The organism is Streptomyces sp. NPDC048483, assembly GCF_040651455.1.
In the GTDB taxonomy this organism is placed as follows: Bacteria; Actinomycetota; Actinomycetes; order Streptomycetales; family Streptomycetaceae; genus Streptomyces.
The window spans coordinates 1-22,690 of record NZ_JBEZJZ010000086.1; the positions used below are offsets into that span (position 1 = coordinate 1).

At 71.8% G+C, this 22,690-nt stretch carries 14 protein-coding genes; 5 read left to right on the forward strand and 9 right to left on the reverse strand.

The window, feature by feature from the left end; translation table 11 throughout:
* Window positions 1-158: 158 nt before the first annotated feature.
* From AB0D04_RS31665 to AB0D04_RS31675, 3 genes are all read left to right on the forward strand, one after another.
* On the forward strand, window positions 159-2,618 hold the full coding sequence (locus tag AB0D04_RS31665) for a hypothetical protein (protein WP_362710280.1): 2,460 nt from the start codon (window positions 159-161) through the stop codon (window positions 2,616-2,618).
* 161 nt (window positions 2,619-2,779) lie between these two features.
* Entirely contained in the window at window positions 2,780-5,260 is a 2,481-nt protein-coding gene (locus AB0D04_RS31670) for a hypothetical protein (RefSeq protein ID WP_362710283.1), read from the forward strand.
* Between the two features lie 46 nt (window positions 5,261-5,306).
* Complete coding sequence (locus tag AB0D04_RS31675) at window positions 5,307-7,808, forward strand: hypothetical protein (RefSeq protein ID WP_362710286.1); 2,502 nt, start codon at window positions 5,307-5,309, stop codon at window positions 7,806-7,808.
* 10 nt (window positions 7,809-7,818) lie between these two features.
* Here AB0D04_RS31675 and AB0D04_RS31680 read toward each other — a convergent pair whose 3' ends face one another.
* The 4 genes from AB0D04_RS31680 to hrcA all read right to left on the reverse strand — a co-directional run bounded on the left by AB0D04_RS31680 (window position 7,819) and on the right by hrcA (window position 11,902).
* On the reverse strand, window positions 7,819-8,562 hold the full coding sequence (locus tag AB0D04_RS31680; RefSeq protein WP_362710289.1) for a 16S rRNA (uracil(1498)-N(3))-methyltransferase: 744 nt from the start codon (window positions 8,560-8,562) through the stop codon (window positions 7,819-7,821).
* A complete protein-coding gene (locus AB0D04_RS31685; protein WP_362710292.1) occupies window positions 8,559-9,659 on the reverse strand; it encodes a nitronate monooxygenase in 1,101 nt (366 codons plus the stop codon). The genes AB0D04_RS31680 and AB0D04_RS31685 overlap by 4 nt, the downstream gene beginning before the upstream one ends.
* A gap of 86 nt (window positions 9,660-9,745) precedes the next feature.
* Window positions 9,746-10,885: a molecular chaperone DnaJ gene (dnaJ, locus tag AB0D04_RS31690; protein WP_362710295.1), complete on the reverse strand. Its 1,140-nt coding sequence runs from the start codon at window positions 10,883-10,885 to the stop codon at window positions 9,746-9,748.
* Window positions 10,886-11,902, reverse strand: a complete 1,017-nt coding sequence (gene hrcA / locus AB0D04_RS31695) for a heat-inducible transcriptional repressor HrcA (RefSeq protein ID WP_362710298.1) — start codon at window positions 11,900-11,902, stop codon at window positions 10,886-10,888.
* Window positions 11,903-12,118: 216 nt separating this feature from the next.
* Here hrcA and AB0D04_RS31700 point away from each other — a divergent pair, with 216 nt between their 5' ends.
* A complete protein-coding gene (locus AB0D04_RS31700) occupies window positions 12,119-12,856 on the forward strand; it encodes an MBL fold metallo-hydrolase (RefSeq protein WP_362710299.1) in 738 nt (245 codons plus the stop codon).
* Window positions 12,857-13,020: 164 nt separating this feature from the next.
* A complete protein-coding gene (locus tag AB0D04_RS31705; protein WP_362710301.1) occupies window positions 13,021-13,854 on the forward strand; it encodes a DUF3097 domain-containing protein in 834 nt (277 codons plus the stop codon).
* On the opposite strand, the gene AB0D04_RS31710 is transcribed toward AB0D04_RS31705, so the two are convergent.
* The 5 genes from AB0D04_RS31710 to lepA form a co-directional block, all read right to left on the reverse strand.
* A complete protein-coding gene (locus AB0D04_RS31710) occupies window positions 13,832-14,410 on the reverse strand; it encodes a Uma2 family endonuclease (RefSeq protein WP_362710304.1) in 579 nt (192 codons plus the stop codon). The two genes, AB0D04_RS31705 and AB0D04_RS31710, sit on opposite strands and share 23 nt — an antisense overlap.
* A gap of 99 nt (window positions 14,411-14,509) precedes the next feature.
* Window positions 14,510-15,742, reverse strand: a complete 1,233-nt coding sequence (gene hemW, locus AB0D04_RS31715; RefSeq protein WP_362710306.1) for a radical SAM family heme chaperone HemW — start codon at window positions 15,740-15,742, stop codon at window positions 14,510-14,512.
* Window positions 15,743-15,820: 78 nt separating this feature from the next.
* Window positions 15,821-17,875 carry a SpoIIE family protein phosphatase gene (locus tag AB0D04_RS31720; RefSeq protein ID WP_362710309.1) on the reverse strand — a complete coding sequence of 685 codons (2,055 nt, stop codon included), beginning with the start codon at window positions 17,873-17,875 and terminating at the stop codon, window positions 15,821-15,823.
* Between the two features lie 266 nt (window positions 17,876-18,141).
* Window positions 18,142-20,031: a long-chain fatty acid--CoA ligase gene (locus AB0D04_RS31725; RefSeq protein ID WP_362710312.1), complete on the reverse strand. Its 1,890-nt coding sequence runs from the start codon at window positions 20,029-20,031 to the stop codon at window positions 18,142-18,144.
* 459 nt (window positions 20,032-20,490) lie between these two features.
* Window positions 20,491-22,359 (reverse strand): translation elongation factor 4, encoded by a 1,869-nt coding sequence (gene lepA, locus AB0D04_RS31730; RefSeq protein WP_362710314.1) that lies wholly within the window; start codon window positions 22,357-22,359, stop codon window positions 20,491-20,493.
* Window positions 22,360-22,690 lie beyond the last annotated feature (331 nt).

Below are 22,690 nucleotides of genomic sequence, written 5' to 3' on the forward strand. Positions count from 1 at the left end.
GGTCCGTGGGACCGGTCGGCGCACCGCTGCGTTGCGGGCGGAAGCGGGTCCGCGGGCGTTGTCAGTGGTCCGTGTCACGATCGTTTGCGTACCGGCGATGGCATGACGATCGCACTCCGCCGGCTGCGTACGGACCGCTCCGCGAAGGGACCCACCCCGTGACCGACAGCTGCCCCATTGCGCTCCGCCTCGCGCTGAGCCTCCCCGACCCCGATACCGCCGATGCGCTCGCCGAACGGCTGCGGCCGGAGCTGCCGGCCGCCCTCTCGGACCGGTTCGGGCTGCCGGAGCAGATGATCGAGGAGCTGCTCGACGGGGACGCCGTGCAGATGCGGGCCGCGCTGTCCATAGACCCCGGGGAATGGCTTCCGGGGGCGGCGGAGCTCGGCGATCCGGTGGTCGGGCGGGCGCTGTGGGATGCCGTGTACCGCAACGACCGGGGCCACCAGGAGCACGCGATGGCGGAAATCCCCGGCCTGCTGGCGGCGGTTCTGGCTGCCGCCGACCTGTCGGATCCGGGCTGGTACGAGGACGGCGGGCTGTTCGAGGCCCTGCACGACGTGACCGGGGGTCCGCTGCTCGTCGACGTACTGACCAGCGGTTACGTCGGGGTGCCCCTCGGCTCCATCGCGCTGTTCGGTGTGCACCTCCCGCCGGGGGCCGCGGTGGACGCCTGTCTCCATTTCCAGGAGATCTGGGGCACCGAAGGGATCACGCGGTTCCTCGACCTGCTCGAGAAGGCGCCGGACCTCGACATCGGACATCCCTGGCTGCCGGGACTGTTGCGGCAGGCCCTCGAGGCTCCCGATGCGGCCGCCTTCCTCAAGGAACACCGGCCCGCCGGATGGACCGACCCGGAGCACCTGCACGCCCTGCTGGAACTCCGCTACGGCGACCGGATCCCGGCCAAGCCCGACGGCCTCGTCTGGCACCTGATCCTGCGCGAACACGAGCGCCTGCCCTTCGGCCAGGATGATCCCCGGTACACCAACGGGCTGCTCCGGCTGATCACGTGGGAGGGCTGTCCTGCCGAGCTGGTGATGGAGAGCTTCGGCAAGGACCCCTACAACACCGCGAATTACGCCGCCGAGCTGCCCTTCGAGGCGCTCACCAGACCCGTGGAATACCCCTACTCGGTCTTCACTCACGACCTCAAGCACAGTATCCGTACGGCTCGGCTGTCCGTGGACCGCATCCTGGCCGAGGTGGCACCGGCGGAGGGGGTGCTGTGGCACCTGCCGGACGACCACGAACCGACCCGCAGGGCACTGGCCGGCGTGGTCGCCCGCCTCGGCACCAACCCCGTGAACTGGCTGACCTGCTATGCCCGGATGGAGCGCTCCCCGCGTCTCAGCGTCGCCGAGCTGGTCGCGGACGCCGCCTCGACGGACACCCGCAAGAAGCGCTACACCAGCTGGCCACAGCCTGAGGAGGCGAGCTTCCCGACCACCTTCCCCGACGGCTCCCGGCGTAAGTTCCTGAGGATGCTCCAATGCGCCTCCGAGGAGGCCCAGCTGGCCGTCGTCCCGTACCTCGACGCGCTGGCCGTACAGGATCTCCTCGTCCACGAGGACCCCTCCCCGGCGCTCCGCGAGGCGGTGGTGGCCGCCCATGGCCTGCCGGCCCTGGTGGCGATGGCCTCGCCGGGCTCCTACTTCCGCGACACTCTCTCCGCCGAGAAGCTGGAGTACCTCCTTGAGCTCGATGAGCCGGCGGTGGACGCCCAGTTGTTCCGCTACGCCGACCTCGACCGGTCCGAGCGGGAGCGCATACTTGCCGGCCGGCTGCGGGGCGGCGGCACCCGCCCGCTCCCCGAGGAGCTGATAGCGGTGCTGGGCCTCATGGAGGACCCCCACTGGCTGCGGACCGGTCTGGAACTCGGCCACCCGCGCGTGGCCCGCGACGTGCTCGGCCGGCTGCAGCCGCAGGTGCCGGCCACCCGGCTGCGGCTGCTGGTCGCCGTATGGGAGCGCGGCGGCCCGGACGCCGTACGGGAGATCCTGGCCATGGAGCGCCTCCCCGTCACCCTCCGCCGCAGGACCGAAAAGCTGCTGGACGCACCCGACGGGCTGGAGCGGCTGCGCGCCCAGCTCGCCGAGGAGGAGACACCGGACCGGCTGCTGGCGTTTCTCACCAGGTCGGTACGCCATCCCAAGAAGCAGCTGGACCGGCTCGTCCGCGAGGGCCTGGAGCCGCCCTGGTCCGCGCTGCTGGCGGCACACCGCGCCGGCACGCTCTCCGCGGGCCTCATGGAGGCGCTGATCAAGCTCCCGGACTGTCCCCACCCGCTGCTGCTGGCGGCGCTGGGCACCGTTCCCGAGTCCGAGGCGAAGTGGCTCGATGACGCCCTCAAGAGCGGCAGGCTCACTCCCGAGGACATCCTGACCCACATGGCCCCCGCCCACGCCGCCCTTCACCGTCTGCAACGCCACGCCGACGACCGGCCCGACGCGCAGGACCGGCTGCCGGTCGGTGAGCGGGCTGCGGCCCTCGCCCGGGAGCATCTGGCCACGGACGTCGAGGCCTGGTCCGTCTGCCTTCAGCTGCTGCCGACATTCGACGGGACGCTGTCCGCACTCCTCGCCACGGCCGGGGCGAGGATGCGCATACAGGACTGAGAGGAGCCGTGCCGGTTGGCTTCAACTTCTTTTGGGGCTTTGAGTTTTGATGGTGTTTCAGGTCGGCAGGGCGTTGTCAGTGGTCCGTGTGACGATCGATCGCGTAGGGCCGGTGTCGTCCAGCCGCCGGCCCGGCCGCCGCTCCTCGAAGGGAACCGTCCATGACCGACAGCCCCCACTTCGCTCTCCGCCTCGCGCTGCGCCTCGCCGACCCGGACACCGCCGATGCGCTCGCCGAACGGCTGCGGCCGGAGCTGTTGGCCGCCCTCTCCGACCGGTTCGGGCTGCCGGCGAAGATGATCGAGGAGCTGCTGGACGGGGACGCCGCCCATATGCGGGCCGCGCTGACCATAGACCCCGAGGAATGGCTCCTGGGGGCGGCGGAGCTCGGCGACCCGGTGGTCGGACGGGCGCTGTGGGATGCGAACTACCGCGACGACTCGGGGCACCAGCAGCGCGCGATGGCGAAGGTCCCGGACCTGTTGGCGACGCTCCTGTATGCCGCCGACCTGTCGGATCCGCGCTGGTACGAGGACGACGGCCTGTGCCACGGCGTGCACGACGTGACCGAGGGCCCCCTGCTCGTCACCGTACTGACCAGCGGTTTCCTCGGGGTGACCCTCGGCTCCATCGCCCTGTTCGGTGCGCACCTCCCGCCGGGGGCCGTGGTGGACGCCTGCCTCAACTTCCAGGAGATCTGGGGCACCGAAGCGATCCCGCACTTCCTCGACCTGCTCGAGGAAGTGCCGGATCTGGACATCGGACACCCCTGGCTGCCGGAACTGTTGCGGCAGGCCCTCGACGCACCCGATGCGGCCGCCTTCCTCAAGGCACACCGGCCCGCCGGATGGACCGACCCGGAGCACCTGCGTGCGCTGCTGGAGCTCCGCCACGGCGACCGCGTCCCGGCCAAGCCCGGCGGCCTCGAGTGGGACCTGATCCTGCGCGAACACGAGCGCCTGCCCTTCGAGTCGCCGACCGACGAATGGGGCTTCCAGGAAACGGGGATGCTGCGGCTGGTCCAGTGGGAGGGCTGCCCCGCCGACCTGGTGAGGGAGGCCTTCCGCAACGCCCCCTACGAGACCGCGTGGCACGCCGCCGAGCTGCCCCTCGAAGTCCTTGCCGCGCCCGGCGTGAGCGACATCGAACGGAACAGAACCCTCGAACGCGGCATCAACGAGGGCTGGCTGTCCCCGCACCGGGTCCTGAGCGAGGTGACTCCGGCGGCCAAGGTGCTGGGGGCGCTGCCGTACGACCACGAGCCGGCCCGCAAGGCCGTCGCCGATCTGGTGGCCCCGCTCGGCACGGACCCCGTCAACTGGCTGACGTGCTACACCCGGATGGGCCGCGCCCGCGGCAGCGCCGCCGAACTGATCGCGGACGTCACCAGGCCGGGCTCCCGTCTGAAGCGCCGCACCAGCTGGCCGCGGCCACGGGCCGCCGAGATCCCGGTCAGGGAGGCCATGCACTCCCGGGCCGCCTTCCTCCGCATGGTCCGGTGCGCCTCGCAGGAGGCCCAGATCGCCGTCGTCCCGCACTTCGACCCGCTGGCCGCCCAGCAGTTCCTCCTGGAGTGCGACCCGTCCCCGGCGGTCCGCGACACGGTGGCGGCCGCGCACGGCCTCCCGGCCCAGCTGGCGGTGGCGGCCGGAAACCCCGACGCGACAATGCGGGAATACCTCCTGGACCTCGACGAACCGGAAGTGGACGTCCAGTTGTTCCGCCATGACAACCTTTCCCGGCCCGAGCGGGAGCGGGTGCTCGCCGGACGGCTGCGGGGCGGCGGCATCCGCCCGGTCCCCGCGGAGCTGCTCCGGCTGCTGGACGACCTGGTCGTCAGCCAGAACCGCGAGGGGCTGGCGGCCGGTGTGGGATCCGGCGACCTGGGCGTGGCCCGCCGGGTCGTGGGCCGACTGCGGCTGCATGCACCGGCCACCCGGCTGCGGCTGCTGATCGCGGTGTGGGAACGCGGCGGGCCGGATGCCGTACGGGAGATCCTGGCCATGGACCGCCTCCCGGTCACCCTCCGCCGCCGGACGGAGAAACTGCTGGACGCCCCCGACGGCCTGGACCGGATGCGCGCCCGGCTCGCCGAGGAAGCGGAGCCGGACCGGCTCGCGAAGATCCTCACAAGGTCCGGGGCACAGGCCGGGAAGCGGCTGAGGCTGCTCCGCGACGAGGGGATACAGCCACCCTGGCCCGCACTGGTGGCGGCGCACCGCGCCACCCCGCTCCCGGCGGACCTGGTGGAAGCGCTCGTGGAACTCCCGGACTGCCCCCGCGAAGTGCTGCTGGCCGGGCTGGGCAACGCCCATGGGCACTGGACGAACTGGTTGAACTGGATCAGACCCGCCCTGAGCCAGGGGACGCTCGCCCTCGAGGATCTCCTGACCCACGTGGCCCCCGCCCAGCTGGCTCTCGACTTCCTGCTCCGCTGCGTCGAGGAGCGGAACCCCGGAGAGGACCGGCCCACCGAAGAGGACTGGCAGCGACTCCGGGACCGCGCCGCGGCCCTCACCCGGGAGCATCTGGGCACGGACGTCGATGCCCCGGCCGTCTGCCTTCAGCTACTGCCGACGTTCACGGGCACGCTGTCCGAACTCGCCGCCACGGCCGGAGCGATGACCCGCGCTCATGTGTGAGGCAGCCGCCGGTCCTTGAGAGAGAAGTGCAGGAGCGGCGTTGTCAGTGGCGCGTGTCACGATCGACGACATACCGATTGCTGCGCACGGACGGTTCCGACGACCGCTGCGCAGCGCCCCCTCCCTCGAAGGGAACCGCCAGGTGTCCACCGTCTCACCCGCCCTCCTGTCTCAGGTCCTGCGGCTCGCCGACCCGGCCACCGCCGACGCGCTCGCGGAGCGGATACGGGCGGAGATGGTGGCCGCCCTGACCGCATTGTTCGAGGCGCCGCAGGAGGCGGTGGAGCGATTCGCCGGCAGGGACGGGGCCGGCCTGCGGAGCGCGCTGAACAGTGACACCGATTCCTTTCTGCTACGGGCGGCCGCGACGGGCGATCCGGAGGTCGTCCGGCTGCTGGACACACCGCGGTTCGCCAACCACTCCGGGTTCCTGTCCGCGATCCTGGCCGCCGCCGACCCCTCGGACCCACGCTGGTACGCCGCGGACGGCCTCGTTCCGGTCGTCCGCAACCGCGTCCGTGACGAGGAACTCCTGCCGGCGCTGCAGGGCCCGTTCCCCGAGCTGGTCCACCACGCCGTCCTCCGGCTGGGCCGCGAGCTTCCCCGGCCGGTCGTCCTGGACGCCTGCCGCACCCTCGCCGAGCTGGGCGGAGCGGCGGAGATGGGGAAGCTGGCCGAGGCGGTCGAAGGGGCCGGGGACGAGCTGTGCCACCCGGGGCTGGCCGGGCTGCTGCGCGCCGCCGCGGCGGCGCCCGACCCGGCGGCCTACCTCAAGGAGCGGCGGCCGCCCGGCGAGTGGACGGACCCGGCGCATGCCCGCGCCCTGCTCAAGGTGCGCCTGGGACACTGGCAGGTCGAGCGGCCGCCCGGCCTCGGCTGGGAGCTCATCCTGCGCGAGCACGCCCGCCGTCCCATCGGCGGAACGCAGGCTCTCGGGCGCGACCCGCTGCTCGCCCTCCTCGCCTGGGAGGGCTGTCCGGAGGAGCTGGTCACCAAGCGCCTCCCCGCCCTGCCCTGGGAAGTGATCGAGGCCGGTGCCCCGCTGCCCTTCGAGGTGGTGGCCACGCTGCAGCGGGACGGCACAGAGCTGCGGCTGGGCGAGGTCATCGGCCACGGAGTGAGCGCGGGATGGCTGCCCGTCGAGCGCGTGCTGAGCGAGCTGAACCCCGCACGCGAGGTGCTCTCGGGCCTCCCCTACGGCCATGAACCGACCCGCCGGGCCGTCGCCGGTCTCGTGGCCCCGCTCGGCACGGATCCGGTCAACTGGCTGTCGTTCTACGCCCAGATGGGACGCGCCAAGGGCACCGCCCACGAACTGGTCGCCGAGGCCGCCTCGCCCGGCTCCCCCAAGAGATGCACCACCTGGCCGCGCCCTCTGAACGCGGTGTTCCCGGCCACCGCCCCCAGGGATTCCCGCGCCGTCTTCATGGATGTCCTCCGGTGCGCGTCACTGGAGGCGCAGATCGCCGTCGTGCCTCATCTGGACTCCCGGGCCGTGCAGCATTTCCTGGTGTACGGCGAGCCCGCCCCGGCCGTCCAGGAGGCGATCGTGGCCGCGCACGGTGTGCCCGCCCTCGCCTCGTACGCCTCCGTCCACCGGCTGCCTTCCGAGGAGGTCGACCGCCTCCTCGACCTGGACGAACCGTCCGTTGACGCCAATGTGTTCCGGTACTGCCGCATCGACCGGCAGGAGCGGGAGCGGCTGCTGGCCGGGCGGCTGCGCGGCGGCGGGACGCGCAGCGTGCCCCAGGAGCTGGTGGACGCGCTCGACGAGGTCAACCTCCGCCACTACCGCAGCTGGCTGATCGCCGGGCTGGAATCCGGCGATCTCGGCGTGGCCCGCAAGATCGTCGGCCGTCTCCGGCTGCAGACTCCGGCGGCCCGGCTGCGGCTGCTGATCGCCGTATGGGAGCGCAACGGACCGGACGCGGTACGGGAGATCCTGGCCATGGACCGCCTCCCGGCCACCCTCCGCCGCCAGACGGAGAAACTGCTGGACGCCCCCGACGGCCTCGACCGGATGCGCGCCCGGCTCGCCGAAGACGAGGAGCCGGCCCGGCTGATGACCTTCCTCACCAAGTCGGCCGACCCCGGACAGCAGCTGCACAAGCTGTCCAGCGAGGGAATCCCGCTTCCCTGGGCCGAGTTGACGGCCGCGTACCGGGCGGGCAGCCCCCCGAAGGGGTTGGCGGAGAGCCTCGCCGGGCGCCCGGACTGCCCCCGCGAGATGCTGCTGGCGGAGCTGCGCGCCACCAGCACGTACTACACCGGACCGCCCTGGTTCGCTGCCGCGCTCCAGCACGGTGGCCTCACCGCCGAGGATCTGGCGGCCCACTGCGCCCCCGCGAAGGTGGCCTGGGAGCTTCTCCCCCGAGCCATCAGCTCGACGGACCCGCAGACCGACCACCAAGCCGTGCTCACCGCCCTCACCGACAAGCACCTGGGCTCCGACGTCGAGGCCTGGGCGGTCTGTCTCCAACTGCTGCCGACCTTCACCGGCACCCTCACCGAGCTGATATCCACCGCCGGAGCGGTGGCCCAGGTGTAAGGCGTCGGGGTCAGCTCCAGCGCCCGGTACGGCCCAGCAGCAGCGCCGTCGCGGCCGTACCGGCGGTGGAGGTGCGCAGGACGGTCGTCCCGAGCCGGTACGGCTTGGCGCCGGCCTCGGCGAAGGCGGCCAACTCCTCGGGGGAGACGCCGCCTTCGGGGCCGACGACGAGCACGATCGAGCCCTCGGCGGGGAGTTCGGCGGTGGCCAGCGGAGCGCTGCCCTCCTCGTGGAGGACGGCGGCGAAGTCGGCGTCGGCGAGGAGCCCGGCCACCTGCTTGGTGGTCAGCGGGTCCGCGACCTCGGGGAAGGTGAGGCGACGCGACTGCTTGCCCGCCTCGCGAGCCGTGGCACGCCACTTGGCCAGCGACTTGGCGGCCCGCTCGCCCCGCCACTGGGTGACGCAGCGCGCCGCCGACCAGGGCACGACGGCGTCCACGCCGGTCTCGGTCATGGTCTCGACGGCCAGTTCGCCGCGGTCACCCTTGGGCAGCGCCTGGACGACGGTGATGGTGGGCGTCGGCGAAGCCTCGGTGTGCAGGTCGGAGACGGCGACGGTGAGGCGGTCCTTGCCCTCGACGGCGGTGACCGCGCCATAGGCGCCCCTGCCGTGACCGTCCGTCAGCACGACCTCCTCACCCACCCGGAGCCGCCGCACCGACACCGCGTGCCGGCCCTCCGGCCCGTCCAGGGTCAGCGTGCCACCGGCCCGTACGTCCGCGAGCGAATCCACGAGGAAGACGGGGGCGGTCATGACATGGCCCCGGCGCCGTTGCCGGGCCGGTTCAACGCGGCGCGTGCCACGTCCAGTTCGGCCGACAGCACCTCGACCAGCTGCCCGGCCGGCAGCTCACGCGCCATCCGGTGGCCCTGCCCGGCCCACAGCGCCATACCCTGCGCATCGCCCGCCTTGGCCGCGGCCTTGCGCAGCCCGGAGGTGAGGTGGTGGACGGCGGGGTAGGCGGCCGGTGCGTACGGGCCGTGCTCGCGCAGGAAACGATTCACCAGGCCGCGGGCCGGGCGCCCGGAGAACGCCCGGGTCAGCTCGGTACGGGTGAACAGCGGGTTGGTCAGCGCCTGCTTGTGCAGGGCGTTGGCGCCCGACTCGGGCGTGACCAGGAAGGCCGTGCCGAGCTGCGCCATCGAGGCACCCGCGGCCAGTGCGGCGGCGATCTGCGAACCGCGCATCAGACCGCCCGCCGCGATGATCGGGATCTGCACCGCCTCGTGGACCTGGGCGATCAGGGAAAGCAGTCCGATGCCCGCACCGGTGCCGTCCGCCTGCGGGTCGTCGCGGTGGGTGCTCTGGTGGCCGCCCGCCTCGATGCCCTGGACACAGACCGCGTCCGCGCCCGACCACTGCGCGGCCTGTGCCTCGGCCGCGGTGGTGACCGTCACGATGGTGTACGTACCGACCTTGGCGAAGGCGTCCAGCACCGCGCGGGAGGGGCAGCCGAAGGCGAACGAGACCACGGGGACCGGGTCCTCGCGCAGGATCGCCAGCTTGGCCTCGTAGCCGTCGTCGGCGCCGCCGTACGGGTCGAGGCCGGCGATCGGGCTCTCGTACCACGCCGCTTCGCCCGCGAGCTGCTCGCGGTAGACCTCGACGGGGGTGGCATCGGCGAGGCTGGGCTGCGGCATGAACAGGTTGACGCCGAAGGTCCGGCCGGTCAGCCCGCGCAGCTGTTTGATCTCCTGGTACATGCCGTCGGCGGTTTTGTAACCGGCGGCGAGGAAGCCGAGACCACCGGCTTCACTGACAGCGGCAGCCAGTTCCGGGCGGGCGGCGCCGCCCGCCATCGGGGCCTGCACGATCGGGTAGCGGCAGAGATCGGTGAGCGGGGTGGGCATGCCCACATCGTGTCACGCCCACCGCCCCGCCCCGAACCGGGGCCGGGCCGGAAACCGGGCACAGCCCGGCCCCGGCCCTCAACTGCCTACCGCCCGTTGAACGCATCCTTCAACCGCGAGAAGAGCCCTTGCTGTCCGGGTTGAAACTGGCCCGTGGGGCGCTCTTCACCCCGGAGCTTGGCCAGCCGCCGCAGCAGCTCCTCCTGCTCGGGATCGAGCTTGGAGGGAGTCATTACCTCGACGTGGACAATCAGGTCACCGCGGCCGCCGCCGCGCAGATGCGTCACACCGCGCTGGTGCAGCGGGATCGACTGGCCGGACTGGGTGCCGGGCCGGACATCGATCTCCTCCACCCCGTCCAGCGTCTCCAGCGGGCACTTGGTGCCCAGCGACGCCGCCGTCATCGGGATGGTGACCGTGCAGTGCAGATCGTCGCCGCGCCGCTGGAACACCGGGTGCGCCAGCTCATGGATCTCGACGTAGAGGTCACCGGCGGGACCGCCACCGGGGCCCACCTCACCCTCGCCCGCCAGCTGGATACGCGTCCCGTTGTCGACACCGGCCGGGATCTTGACGGTGAGCGTACGGCGCGACCGGATCCGGCCGTCGCCCGCGCACTCCGGGCACGGCGTCGGCACGACCGTACCGAAGCCCTGGCACTGCGGGCACGGCCGCGACGTCATGACCTGGCCGAGGAAGGACCGGGTGACCTGCGAGACCTCACCGCGGCCGCGGCACATGTCACAGGTCTGCGCGGAGGTGCCGGGCGCCGCGCCCTCACCGGTGCAGGTCGTACAGACGATGGCGGTGTCGACCTGGAGGTCCTTGGTCGTACCGAAGGCTGCCTCGTTCAGCTCGATGTCGAGCCGGATCATGGCGTCCTGACCGCGGCGGGTACGCGAGCGCGGGCCGCGCTGCGAGGCCGTGCCGAAGAAGGCGTCCATGATGTCGGAGAAGTTGCCGAAGCCCGCGCCGAAGCCGCCCGCGCCGCCACCGGCGCCGCCGGCCTGCGAGAGCGGGTCGCCGCCGAGGTCGTAGACCTGCTTCTTCTGCGGGTCGGAGAGGACCTCGTAAGCGGCGTTGATCTCCTTGAACCGCTCCTGGGTCTTCGGGTCCGGGTTCACATCCGGGTGCAGCTCACGCGCCAGCCGACGGAAAGCCTTCTTGATCTGGTCCTGCGAGGCGTCACGGCTGACGCCGAGGACCGAGTAGTAATCCGTGGCCACTTACGACTCCGCGAGGATTTGTCCGACGTAACGTGCCACTGCGCGTACCGCTCCCATCGTTCCTGGGTAGTCCATGCGGGTCGGTCCGACCACGCCGAGTTTGGCGACTGCCTCGTCGCCCGAACCGTAACCGACCGCGACGACCGATGTGGACGTCAGGCCTTCATGGGCATTCTCATGCCCGATGCGTACGGTCATGCCCGAATCCTTGGCCTCCCCGAGCAGCTTGAGCAGCACCACATGCTCCTCAAGGGCCTCCAGGACCGGGCGGATGGTCAGGGGGAAATCGTGCCCGAAGCGCGTGAGATTGGCGGTGCCGCCGATCACCAGCCGCTCTTCGGTCTCCTCCACCAGAGTTTCCAACAACACCGACAGCACTGTCGAGACCGTGCCGCGGTCGTCCTGCTCGAAGGACTCCGGAAGATCCTGCACCAACTGCGGCACATCCGCGAACCGGCGCCCCACGACACGGCTGTTGAGCCGCGCCCGCAGATCCGCCAGAGACGACTCACCGAACGGCGCCTGGCAGTCGATCAGCCGCTGCTCGACCCGTCCGGTGTCCGTGATCAGTACGAGCATCAGCCGGGCCGGGGCCAGGGCCAGCAGCTCGACATGGCGGACCGTGGACCGGGTCAGGGACGGATACTGCACGACCGCCACCTGGCGGGTCAGCTGCGCCAGCAGCCGGACCGTGCGGCCGACGACGTCGTCGAGGTCGACGGCGCCGTCGAGGAAGTTCTGGATGGCCCGCCGCTCCGGGGAGGAGAGCGGCTTGACGCCCGCCAGCTTGTCGACGAAGAGACGGTAGCCCTTGTCGGTGGGGATCCGGCCGGCGCTGGTGTGCGGCTGGGCGATGAAACCCTCGTCCTCCAGGGCCGCCATGTCATTGCGGACCGTGGCCGGCGAGACCCCCAGCTTGTGGCGCTCGGTGAGCGCCTTGGAGCCGACCGGCTCCTCCGTTCCGACATAGTCCTGAACGATGGCGCGCAGCACTTCGAGCCTGCGTTCACTGAGCATCCTGCGCACCTCCAGTCCAGCTGTGTCGCCGTCTCGTCACTCCTGGCACTCACACGGGCCGAGTGCCAGACCCGGAAGCCAGTGTACGGCCGGGTAGCACAGCTCCGGCAAGGGCAGCCGCGACGAACGGTCGCCGGACCGCCGCCCGATGACCGTGATCGGCCGTTGTGGCCGGTCTGTCGGGCAACGCTATCGCGATAGAGCTAGCGTCTCCGTATGCGCACTGCTTGGGAAGAGGCCGGGTGGGAACGGCTCGGTGAAGGTGTGGTCAGACGGCGGATGCCCGGCTGGGACGAGACGATCGGCGTGATCACCGGGTCGGCCGGCGTGATGATCGTCGACACCGGCGCGTCCCTCCGCGACGGCGCCGATCTGCGCCGCGCGATCCGCGGCGTCCTGGGCCGGGACGTGACGCATGTCGCGCTCACCCACCCGCATTTCGATCATGTTCTGGGCACCGCCGCCTTCGCCGGGGTCGAGGTGTTCGGCGCGGCCGGGCTGGGGGATCTGCTGCATCGCGAGCGGGAAGAGCTGCGGCGGGACGCGGTGCGGCACGGCGTCGACCGGGAGGCCGCCGCGGAGGCCGCCGATCTGCTCGTACGGCCGCATCATCACGTCCACGGCGAACTGACCGTCGACCTCGGCGGCCGACCGGTCCTGCTCGCCAACGTCGGCCCCGGCCACACCGCCCACGACCTGGCCGTCCTCGTACCGGGCCGGGGCGGCGCCCCCGAGATCGTCTTCTGCGGCGACCTGGTCGAGGAGTCCGGCGAACCGAGCGCCGGCCTGGACTCGCTGCCCCAGCAGTGGCCGGCGGCCCTGGACCGGCTGCTGGCCCTCGGGGGCGAGGACGCGGTGTACGTACCGGGGCACGGGGCCGTGGTGGACGCGGCCTTCGTGCGCGCCCAGCGGGACGCCCTCGCCATCCGCTTCGGCGTGCCGCCGTCGTCCTGACCGCGCCCGCCCCGTCCAGAGACCTCCCCGGAACCCCTCGGCAGAACAGGACCCCCTGCGCAGCAAGCAGTACGGCCCCGACCTCACCCCGCCCTGACCCCATCTCTCGGGGGACAACCCCCGAACCCCCAGCCGACCGACCCGGCCAGCCGAGACAGGATCCGATGCACAGCAAGCGCTACAGCCCCGACCTCACCCCGCCCTGGAAGAAGCAGCGGCCCGCCCCCGAGGTCCCGGCCGAGCCCGACCTCGTCGTCGAGGAGGTCAGCACCGGCTTCTGCGGCGCCGTGATCCGGTGCGAGAAGACGGCCGAGGGCCCGGCCGTCACGCTGGAGGACCGCTTCGGCAAGCACCGGGTCTTCCCGATGGTGGCGCGCGGCTTCCTCCTGGAGGGGCGCGTCGTCACCCTCGTACGCCCGTCGGGCCGCCCGGCGCCGCGCGGGCCCGCCCGTACGGCGTCCGGATCACTCGCGGTCCCCGGCGCCCGCGCCCGGGTCGCGCGCGCCGGGCGCATTTATGTGGAGGGGCGGCACGACGCGGAGCTGGTCGAGCGGGTGTGGGGCGACGATCTGCGCATCGAGGGCGTGGTCGTGGAGTACCTGGAGGGCATCGACGACCTGCCGGCGATCGTGCGGGGCTTCGCGCCGGGGCCGGATGCCCGGCTGGGGGTGCTGGTGGATCACCTGGTGCCCGGCTCGAAGGAGTCCCGGATCGCGGCCGAGGTGACGGGCGAGCATGCGCTGGTGGTCGGCCACCCGTACATCGACGTGTGGGAGGCGGTGAAGCCGGCGTCGGTGGGGATTCCGGCGTGGCCGAGCGTCCCGCGCGGCCAGGACTGGAAGACGGGGGTGTGCCGGGCCCTGGGGTGGCCGGAGAACACGGGGGCGGCGTGGCAGCGGATTCTGTCGTGCGTGCGGTCCTACAAGGACCTGGAGCCGCAACTCCTCGGGCGGGTCGAGGAGTTGATCGACTTCGTTACGGTAGGCGGTGCGGCCTGACGCCCTTGAGGGTGCCGAAGGTGCTGGTGTCCAGCTCGAGGCCGAGCAGGGGCAGCGGAAGAGGCTCACCGAACTTCGTGATGTGCTGAGTCCGGTAGTCCGCCTCATCCCCCGCGCCGACAGGCTGAGTGAGCAGGACGCACTGGGCCATGATGGGGTCGATGATCAGGTAGGAGGGCACCTCGCCCGCGGCGTAGATCGAGCGCTTGATTCCGTAGTCACGCTGGACGCTGGTCTTGGAGACGACCTCGACGACCAACGTGACCACGCCGGACGGCATCAGCCGACCCGATCCCGGCCCAGCCTCACGTTCCAGCACGACGAGGTCCGGCTGAGGCTCACTGGCTTCGCGCAGCACGCCGACGTCCTGGGTCTGAAGCCGATGCCACACACGCCGCGGGATCTGGTCCACGACGTCCTCGACGATCAGGTTGTGGACCAGATCCGGTCCCGCCATCATCACGATTTCCCCCCGGAGGAGCTCGGCCTTGATGCCTTCGGGAACCTCAAGGTTCTCGAAGAGCTCCGTCATCCGGCGTTCACTCACAGCGGTCATCTCCATGGCCTCCGTTTCCTGTCGCCGTGTATACGGCACAGGCTATGAGCAGCCTAGGCAGGTCCACGGGCCCATCGCATCGGTTCACCCGTTCGAGTATCAGTCCACCAGATCCCGCACCACCGCGTCAGCCAGCAACCGCCCCCGGAGTGTCAACACGGCCCGCCCGGCCTCGTAAGGCCCCGCCTCCAGCAGGCCCTCCGCCAGTGCCCGCTCCGCCGCCCGTGCCCCTTCCGGCGCGAGGATGTCGAGCGGGCAGCCGTCCACCAGCCGCAGCTCCAGCAGGATGCGCTCCACCCGGCGGTCCTCCTGCGGCAGGATCTCGCGTCCGGCACCCGGGGAGCGGCCCTCGGCCAGGGCCTGGGTGTAGGCGCCGGGGTGCTTGACGTTCCACCAGCGCACGCCGCCGACGTGGCTGTGGGCGCCGGGGCCCGCGCCCCACCAGTCGGCGCCGGTCCAGTAGAGCTCGTTGTGGCGGCAGCGGGCGGCCTCGGTGGTGGCCCAGTTGGAGACCTCGTACCAGGAGAAGCCCGCGGCCGACAGCCGCTGCTCGGCGATCAGATAGCGGTCGGCGTGGACGTCGTCGTCGGTCATCGGGACCTCGCCGCGGCGGATCCGGCGGGCCAGCTGGGTGCCCTCCTCGACGATCAGGGCGTAGGCGGAGATGTGGTCGGGGCCGGCACCGAGGGCGGCGTCGAGCGAGGCCCGCCAGTCGTCGTCGGTCTCGCCGGGGGTGCCGTAGATCAGGTCGAGATTGACGTGGTCGAAGCCCGCCGCGCGGGCCTCGGCGACGCAGGCCTCGGGGCGGCCGGGGGTGTGCGTACGGTCGAGGATCTTCAGGACGTGCTGCCGCGCGCTCTGCATGCCGAAGGAGATGCGGTTGAAGCCCCCCTCGCGCAGCTCGGCCAGATAGCGCGGGTCCACGGATTCCGGGTTGGCCTCGGTGGTGATCTCGGCGCCCGGCGCCAGGCCGAACTCGTCGCGGATGGCGGCCAGCATCCGGCTCAGGTCGGCGGCCGGGAGGAGGGTCGGGGTGCCGCCGCCGACGAAGACCGTCTCCACGGGGCGGGGGTCGTCGCCCAGGACCTTGCGGGCCAGCCGGACCTCCTCGACGACGTGGTCGGCGTAGTTGTCGCGGGAGGCCAGGGCGCCGCCGGAGCCGCGCAGCTCGCTGGCGGTGTAGGTGTTGAAATCGCAGTAGCCGCAGCGGGTCGCGCAGTAGGGCACATGCAGATAGAAGCCGAGGGGCCGCCCGGCCGCCCCCGTCAGCGCATGGCGGGGCAGTGCCCCGTCCTCGGGCATCGGCTCACCATCAGGCAGTGCGGAAGGCATGGGGTCCATTGTCCGTCATGGGAGGCGCGACCGGTCCCACGCGACGGTCCGCCCCGGAGGACCCCCTGCCCGTACGCCCTACGGCAGGGCGTTCCCGGCCGCCTGGAGTACCAGCAACGCAAGATCATCGTCCGGCGGGGTCGCCGCAAACGCATGGACCGTGCTGCGGATGTGTTCCGCGATGGCGGTGGCGCCCAGGCCCGTGCAGGCGGCGAGGGCGGTGGCCAGGCCGTCCTCGTCGTCGAAGAGGCGGCCGTCCGAGCGGCGCTCGGTCACGCCGTCGGTCACACACAGCAGCGTCTCCCCGGCGCAGAGGTCGAAGGACTCGCTGACGTACGCCGCGTCCTCGACCACGCCCAGGAGCATCTGGGGCGCCGCGACCACGCGGACCGCGCCGTCGGCGCCCAGCACCAGCGGGAGCGGGTGGCCGGCGCTGGCGAGGGTGCAGCGGGCGCCGCCGGAGCCGCCGTGATACGGCACGATCTCGCCGTAGAGGAGGGACAGGAAGCGGGCCTGTTCGCCCTCGTCGCGGATCTCGACGGGGGCCTCGGCGCCCGCGCCCGCAGCCGCCACGGCCGCCGCGACCGCCGCTACGGAATCGGCGGCCTCCCGCGCCATGGTCTTGTTGAGGCGGTCGAGGACCTCGGCGACGCCGAAGCCGTCGCGGGCCAGCAGCCGCAGCACCGGCCGGGCCAGGCCCGTCACCGCGGCCGCCTCCGGGCCGCTGCCGCAGACGTCGCCGAGGGCGAAGCACCAGCGGCCGTCACCGGCGTCGAAGAGGTCCCAGAAGTCACCGCCCGCCCAGGCGCCCTCGCGGGGCTCGTAGACCACCGCCGACTCCACTCCGGGCACCTGTGCACGGCCCCGCGGCAGCAGCCGGCGCTGCAGGACCTGGCTGATGCGCTCCTGGCGGCTGTATGCGCGGGCGGTGGCCACCGCGCGGGCGACCCGACGGCACAGGTCCTCGACGAGGCCGACCACCTCGTCGGGGAAGCGGAACAGGCCCGCCCGGCCGAGCAGCAGCGTGCCGAGCCGGCGGCCGCCCGCCACCAGGGGGCAGGCCAGAGCCGCGCCACTGGGGCCGTAGCCGCTCGGTTCCTGCGGCCAGGGCCAGCGGACCGCGGCGGGCGTGCTGCTCAGGCCCGTGTCGCCGCCGGCCATCGGCGGCGGGTCCTTCTCCAGGGCGGTGCGCAGCGAATCGATCCGGCTCTCGCTGGAGTGCCAGACGCGGGCGAGCCGCTGTGCCTCGCCGTCGCCGTCGATGCCGCGGCCGGGCGCACCGCCGTCCCCGTCGTACAGCCACACCGCGCACCAGTCGGCGAGCCGCGGCACGGTCAACTGGGCGGCGAGGGAGGCGACCTGGTCGGCGTCGAGCTGGCCGGAGAGCAGGTCGGAGGCCTCGGCGAGGAAGGAGAGGGCGCCGCGGTGCACCCAGTCGCCCTCGGAGGCGGGCCGGACGGCGCGGCGCGGCGTGGGGGCGAGGAGTTCGGCGGCACGCAGGCCGCGCTGCAGCAGCTGGTTGTCGAAGACGGTCTCCAGCTCCGGCCGGGCGCCCGCGGGCAGCCGGAACCATACGGTCTTCATGGCGCGACGGTAGGTGATGCCCCAGGACTCGGCGACCGCGCTGATCAACTGGAGACCGTGGCCGCCGCCTTCGGACGCAGAGGCCTCCTCGCGGGCGCGCACCGGCCGGGCCGGGTGGTGGTCGGAGACCTCGATGACGAGGCCGGTGCGGGCCGCGGCGTCCAGGCCGTCGGGGTCCGGCTCCGGGCTCCCGTACGGACCGGGCTCCCCCGCCGGCTCCGGGCCCCCGTACGGGTCGGGCACGGCCGCCGGCTCCAGGCGGCAGAGGAGTTCGACGGCGGTGCCCGCGTGCACCACGGCGTTGGTGACCAACTCGCTGACCAGCAGCACCGCTTCGTCGGCGAGGCGGTCGGAGAGGTCCTGCGCGCCGGGCAGCGCCTGGGCCGTCCAGTCGGCGAACACACTGCGGACGAACTGCCGGGCGGCGGCCGCGGCCCGCGGGTCGCCGGGCAGACGGGCGGCGCGGGAGTGTCCGCCACGAGGGCGGCTGCCGTTGATCACGGGCGCTGCCGTGACGTCGTCCGGTGGTGATGAAGTTGTCGTCCTCATTGACCAACTCCCGAGCAGCTGCGCGTCAGCGCCGGATGCGCCACCGACAGAGTGACAGACCGAGGGCAGCCATAAGCACGGAGTCACCCAAGTTGGTGCTCAAGGGGGGTGATTCGGCTGACGCGCCTGGGGAGTTGGCCGACATGTACGGGATGTCCGGTGGTGAACCTGTATGGACAACCGGCGGCAGGACGTCCGTACGAGGCCGACGGGGTGGTCCGGGGCGGCGCGCGCCACCCCGGACCACCCCGCCGGCCGCCTTGCCGCTACGCCTCCCGCGACCCGGCGTACATCTCGTCGAGCAGGTCCTTGAACACCCGCTCCACCACCGGCCGCTTGACCTTGAGGCTCGGGGTCACCTCGCCGTGCTCGATGTCCAGGTCACGTGGCAGCAGCCGGAACTTGCGGATCTTCTGCCAGCCCTGCAGGCCCTCGTTGACCCGCTCCACATAGCCGTCGATCAGCTCGCGGACCTGGTCGGTGGCGACGACCTCGGCGTATGTCGTGGCCGCCAGGCCGCGCTCCTTGGCCCAGCCCAGGATCGTCGGCTCGTCGACGGCGATCAGCGCGGTGCAGAAGTTCCGGTTGGCGCCGTGCACCAGCACATTGGAGACGAACGGGCAGACCGCCTTGAACTGACCCTCCACCTCGGCCGGCGCGATGTACTTGCCGTTGGAGCTCTTGATCAGGTCCTTCTTGCGGTCGGTGATCCGCAGGAAGCCGTCCGCCGACAGCTCGCCGATGTCGCCGGTGTGGAACCAGCCGTCCTCCTCGAGGACCTCGGCGGTCTTCTCCGGCAGCCCGTGGTAGCCCTGCATGATGCCGGGGCCGCGCAGCAGGATCTCGCCGTCCTCGGCGATACGGACCTCGGTGCCGGGCAGCGGCTTGCCGACGGTGCCGGTGCGGTAGGCCTCGCCGGGATTGACGAAGCTGGCGGCGCTGGACTCCGTCAGGCCGTAGCCCTCGAGGATGTGGATGCCGGCGCCGGAGAAGAAGAAGCCGATCTCCGGGGAGAGCGCGGCCGAGCCGGATACGGCGGCGCGCATCCGCCCGCCGAACGCCTCGCGCAGCTTGCTGTACACCAGCGCATCGGCGACCTTGTGCTTGGCGCCGAGCGCGAACGGCACCGAGGCATTGCCGGTGCGCTGGAAGTTGTCCTGCGAGACCTTGGCGTACTCACGGGCCACCCCCGCCGCCCACTGGAAGATCTTGTACTTCGCGCCGCCGCCCGCGCGGGCCTTGGCCGCGACGCCGTTGTAGACCTTCTCGAAGATCCGCGGGACGGCCGCCATGTACGTGGGCCGTACGACCGGCAGATTCTCGATGATCTTGTCGACCCGGCCGTCGACGGCGATCACATGGCCGGCCGCGATCTGGCCCGCGGTGAGCACCTTGCCGAAGACGTGCGCCAGCGGCAGCCAGAGGTACTGCACGTCCTCCTCGGTGACCATGCCGGTCGCCGGGATCGCCCGCGCCATGTACGCCCAGCAGTCGTGCGGCAGCCGTACGCCCTTGGGGCGGCCGGTGGTGCCCGAGGTGTAGATCAGCGTCGCCAGCTGGTCGGCGCGCAGCGCGGCGACCCGCTCCGTCACACAGTCCGGGCTCTCCTCCAGATGGGCGGCGCCGCGCTTCTCCAGGTCGGCGAGCGAGAGCACCCAGCCGTCGGGGTCGCCCTCGGCGGGCTGCGCGTCCGCCTCGTCGATGACGACGACATGCGCGAGTTCGGGCAGCTCGGCGCGCTTCTCGCGGGCCTTGGCGAGCTGGGAGGCGTCCTCCGCGATCAGCACCCGGCTGCCGGAGTCGGCCAGGATGTAGGCCGTCTCCTCGGTGTTGGTGCTGGGGTAGACCGTGGTGGTGGCGGCGCCGGAGCACAGCACACCGAGGTCGGCGAGGATCCATTCGACGCGGGTGTTGGCGGCCAGCGCCACCCGCTCCTCCGGCCGTACGCCCAGCGCGATCAGCCCCGCCGCGATGGCGTAGACCCGCTGCGCGGCATCGGCCCAGGTGAGCGCCTTCCAGGCGTCGGGCCCCCGCCCGGAGGCGGGCGGGACGGGATAGCGATAGGCCTCGGTATCGGGCGTGGCCGCGACCCGCTCCAGGAAGAGGGTCGCCACCGAAGGCGGCCGGTTCTCGATCAGCGTGTGGGTGTCCGTCACGGCATCCTCCGGGGCCCGCTTCGTTGCTGGTGACTCGCGAGTAACCTTTGAGCAGTGATCAGAGTAGAGCGCGTTGCGCCGACGCGTAAGGGGCTGCGGCCGAATGGTTCACGATGTGACCAGTACGATAGGTGCACAGAGCACCCACACCGCCCTGCCGCACGCTACGCCGAGAGCAAAACTCCAGGTCACTGGCCGTATCACGGCAGACACACAGCGGGCACGCAACGCTCCGCGGCCCGGTCGGACACCCCTCGCATACGCAGCAATACCCACCCGGACAGGTGCACCCGGCCCGCGGCCGGGACGCCGGAGCGACGCCGCCGGGACTTCGGAGTGACGGCAGGGTCCGGAGTGACGGCAGAGCCGGGAAACACGGCAGAGCCCGGAAATGCGGCAGGGCGCCGGTCCACTGGGGACCGGCGCCCTGCCGCGCGCTACGCGCTCTGCTTCTCCCGGCTACTTCTTCTTGTCGCCGTCGGAGTCCGAGGACAGCACCGCGATGAAGGCGTCCTGCGGGACCTCCACGCTGCCGACCATCTTCATCCGCTTCTTGCCTTCCTTCTGCTTCTCCAGCAGCTTCCGCTTACGGGAGATGTCACCGCCGTAGCACTTGGCGAGGACGTCCTTGCGGATGGCGCGGACCGTCTCACGGGCGATGACCCGGGCGCCGATGGCGGCCTGGATCGGCACCTCGAAGCCCTGCCGCGGAATCAGCTCGCGCAGCTTGGCGACCAGCCGTACGCCGTACGCGTACGCCTTGTCCTTGTGGGTGATCGCGGAGAACGCGTCCACCTTGTCGCCGTGCAGCAGGATGTCGACCTTGACCAGCTCGGAGGTCTGCTCACCGGTGGGCTCGTAGTCCAGCGAGCCATAGCCGCGGGTCTTGGACTTGAGCTGGTCGAAGAAGTCGAAGACGACCTCGGCGAGCGGCAGGGTGTAGCGGATCTCGACCCGATCCTCGGAGAGGTAGTCCATGCCGAGCAGGGTGCCCCGGCGGGTCTGGCACAGCTCCATGATCGCGCCGATGAACTCGCTGGGCGCCAGCATCGTGGCCCGTACGACCGGCTCGTGCACCGCGTCGATCTTGCCGATCGGGAACTCGCTGGGGTTGGTGACGATGTGCTCGGTACCGTCCTCCATGTCCACGCGGTAGACCACGTTCGGCGCCGTCGCGATCAGGTCCAGCCCGAACTCGCGCTCCAGGCGCTCGCGGACGACCTCGAGGTGCAGCAGCCCCAGGAAGCCGACGCGGAATCCGAAGCCGAGGGCCGCGGAGGTCTCCGGCTCGTAGACCAGCGCGGCGTCGTTGAGCTGGAGCTTGTCCAGTGCCTCGCGCAGCTCCGGGTAGTCCGATCCGTCGAGCGGGTACAGCCCCGAGAACACCATCGGCTTCGGGTCCTTGTAGCCGCCCAGCGCCTCCTGGGCACCCTTGTTGAGCTGCGTGATCGTGTCGCCGACCTTGGACTGCCGGACGTCCTTCACGCCGGTGATGAGGTAGCCCACCTCACCGACGGACAGGCCGTCGGCGGCCGTCATCTCCGGCGAGTTCGTCCCGATCTCGAGCAGCTCGTGCGCGGCGCCGGTGGACATCATCCGGATGCGCTCACGCTTGCTCAGCGTGCCGTCGACGACCTTCACATACGTCACCACGCCGCGGTACGGGTCGTAGACCGAGTCGAAGATCATCGCGCGGGCGGGCGCGTCCTTGACGCCGACGGGCGCCGGAACCTCGCGGACCACCTTGTCCAGCAGCTCGGGGACGCCGACGCCGGTCTTGGCGGACACCCTCAGGACGTCCTCGGGCTCGCAGCCGACCAGGTTCGCCAGCTCGGCGGCGAACTTCTCGGGCTGCGCGGCCGGCAGGTCGATCTTGTTCAGTACGGGGATGATCGTGAGGTCGTTCTCCATCGCCAGGTAGAGGTTGGCGAGGGTCTGGGCCTCGATGCCCTGGGCGGCGTCGACGAGGAGGATGCAGCCCTCACACGCGGCGAGCGAGCGCGAGACCTCGTAGGTGAAGTCGACGTGGCCCGGCGTGTCGATCATGTTGAGGATGTGGGTGGTACCACTGCGCTCTTCGCCCTCGCTGGGGCTCCAGGGCAGCCGGACCGCCTGGGACTTGATCGTGATGCCGCGCTCGCGCTCGATGTCCATGCGGTCGAGATACTGCGCGCGCATCTGCCGCTGGTCGACGACACCGGTGAGCTGGAGCATCCGGTCGGCGAGCGTCGACTTGCCGTGGTCGATGTGCGCGATGATGCAGAAGTTACGGAGGAGAGCCGGGTCGGTACGGCTCGGCTCCGGCACGTTCGTAGGGGTCGCGGGCACGCAGGGTCCATTCAGTGAACGCGGGTAGGCGGGACTCGGATGTGTGACGTCTCCCCCATGGTCCCATGAGCAACGGGGGCCGGATGGTTTGGGCGGGGTGGGCGCGGGTTCGGGGGCTTGAGGGGGAGGGCTCGGGGTGGCTTCGGCGCCGGCTCGGGCGGCTCAGGAGCCGGGCCCGGAGGGGCTTTGGGGGCGGGGCCCGGAGGGCTTTGGGGCCGGCTCGGGTGGCTTCGGGGCGGTCCTCGGCCGACCGGCCCCGGTCCGGTTTGGGACGCCGTAGGCCCTGCTGGTAGCCTGGTCCACTGCGCTGCGTGCCCTCTCTCGTGCGCGG

What these genes read in the sequence shown, in the direction of transcription:
- AB0D04_RS31670 (WP_362710283.1), top strand. Translation starts at nt 2,780, where the DNA reads ATGACCGACAGCCCCCACTTCGCTCTCCGCCTCGCGCTGCGCCTCGCC.
- AB0D04_RS31680 (WP_362710289.1), bottom strand. Translation starts at nt 8,562, where the DNA reads ATGACCGCCCCCGTCTTCCTCGTGGATTCGCTCGCGGACGTACGGGCC.
- AB0D04_RS31685 (WP_362710292.1), bottom strand. Translation starts at nt 9,659, where the DNA reads ATGCCCACCCCGCTCACCGATCTCTGCCGCTACCCGATCGTGCAGGCC.
- hrcA (WP_362710298.1), bottom strand. Translation starts at nt 11,902, where the DNA reads ATGCTCAGTGAACGCAGGCTCGAAGTGCTGCGCGCCATCGTTCAGGAC.
- AB0D04_RS31700 (WP_362710299.1), top strand. Translation starts at nt 12,119, where the DNA reads ATGCGCACTGCTTGGGAAGAGGCCGGGTGGGAACGGCTCGGTGAAGGT.
- AB0D04_RS31705 (WP_362710301.1), top strand. Translation starts at nt 13,021, where the DNA reads ATGCACAGCAAGCGCTACAGCCCCGACCTCACCCCGCCCTGGAAGAAG.
- AB0D04_RS31710 (WP_362710304.1), bottom strand. Translation starts at nt 14,410, where the DNA reads ATGACCGCTGTGAGTGAACGCCGGATGACGGAGCTCTTCGAGAACCTT.
- hemW (WP_362710306.1), bottom strand. Translation starts at nt 15,742, where the DNA reads ATGCCTTCCGCACTGCCTGATGGTGAGCCGATGCCCGAGGACGGGGCA.
- AB0D04_RS31720 (WP_362710309.1), bottom strand. Translation starts at nt 17,875, where the DNA reads ATGAGGACGACAACTTCATCACCACCGGACGACGTCACGGCAGCGCCC.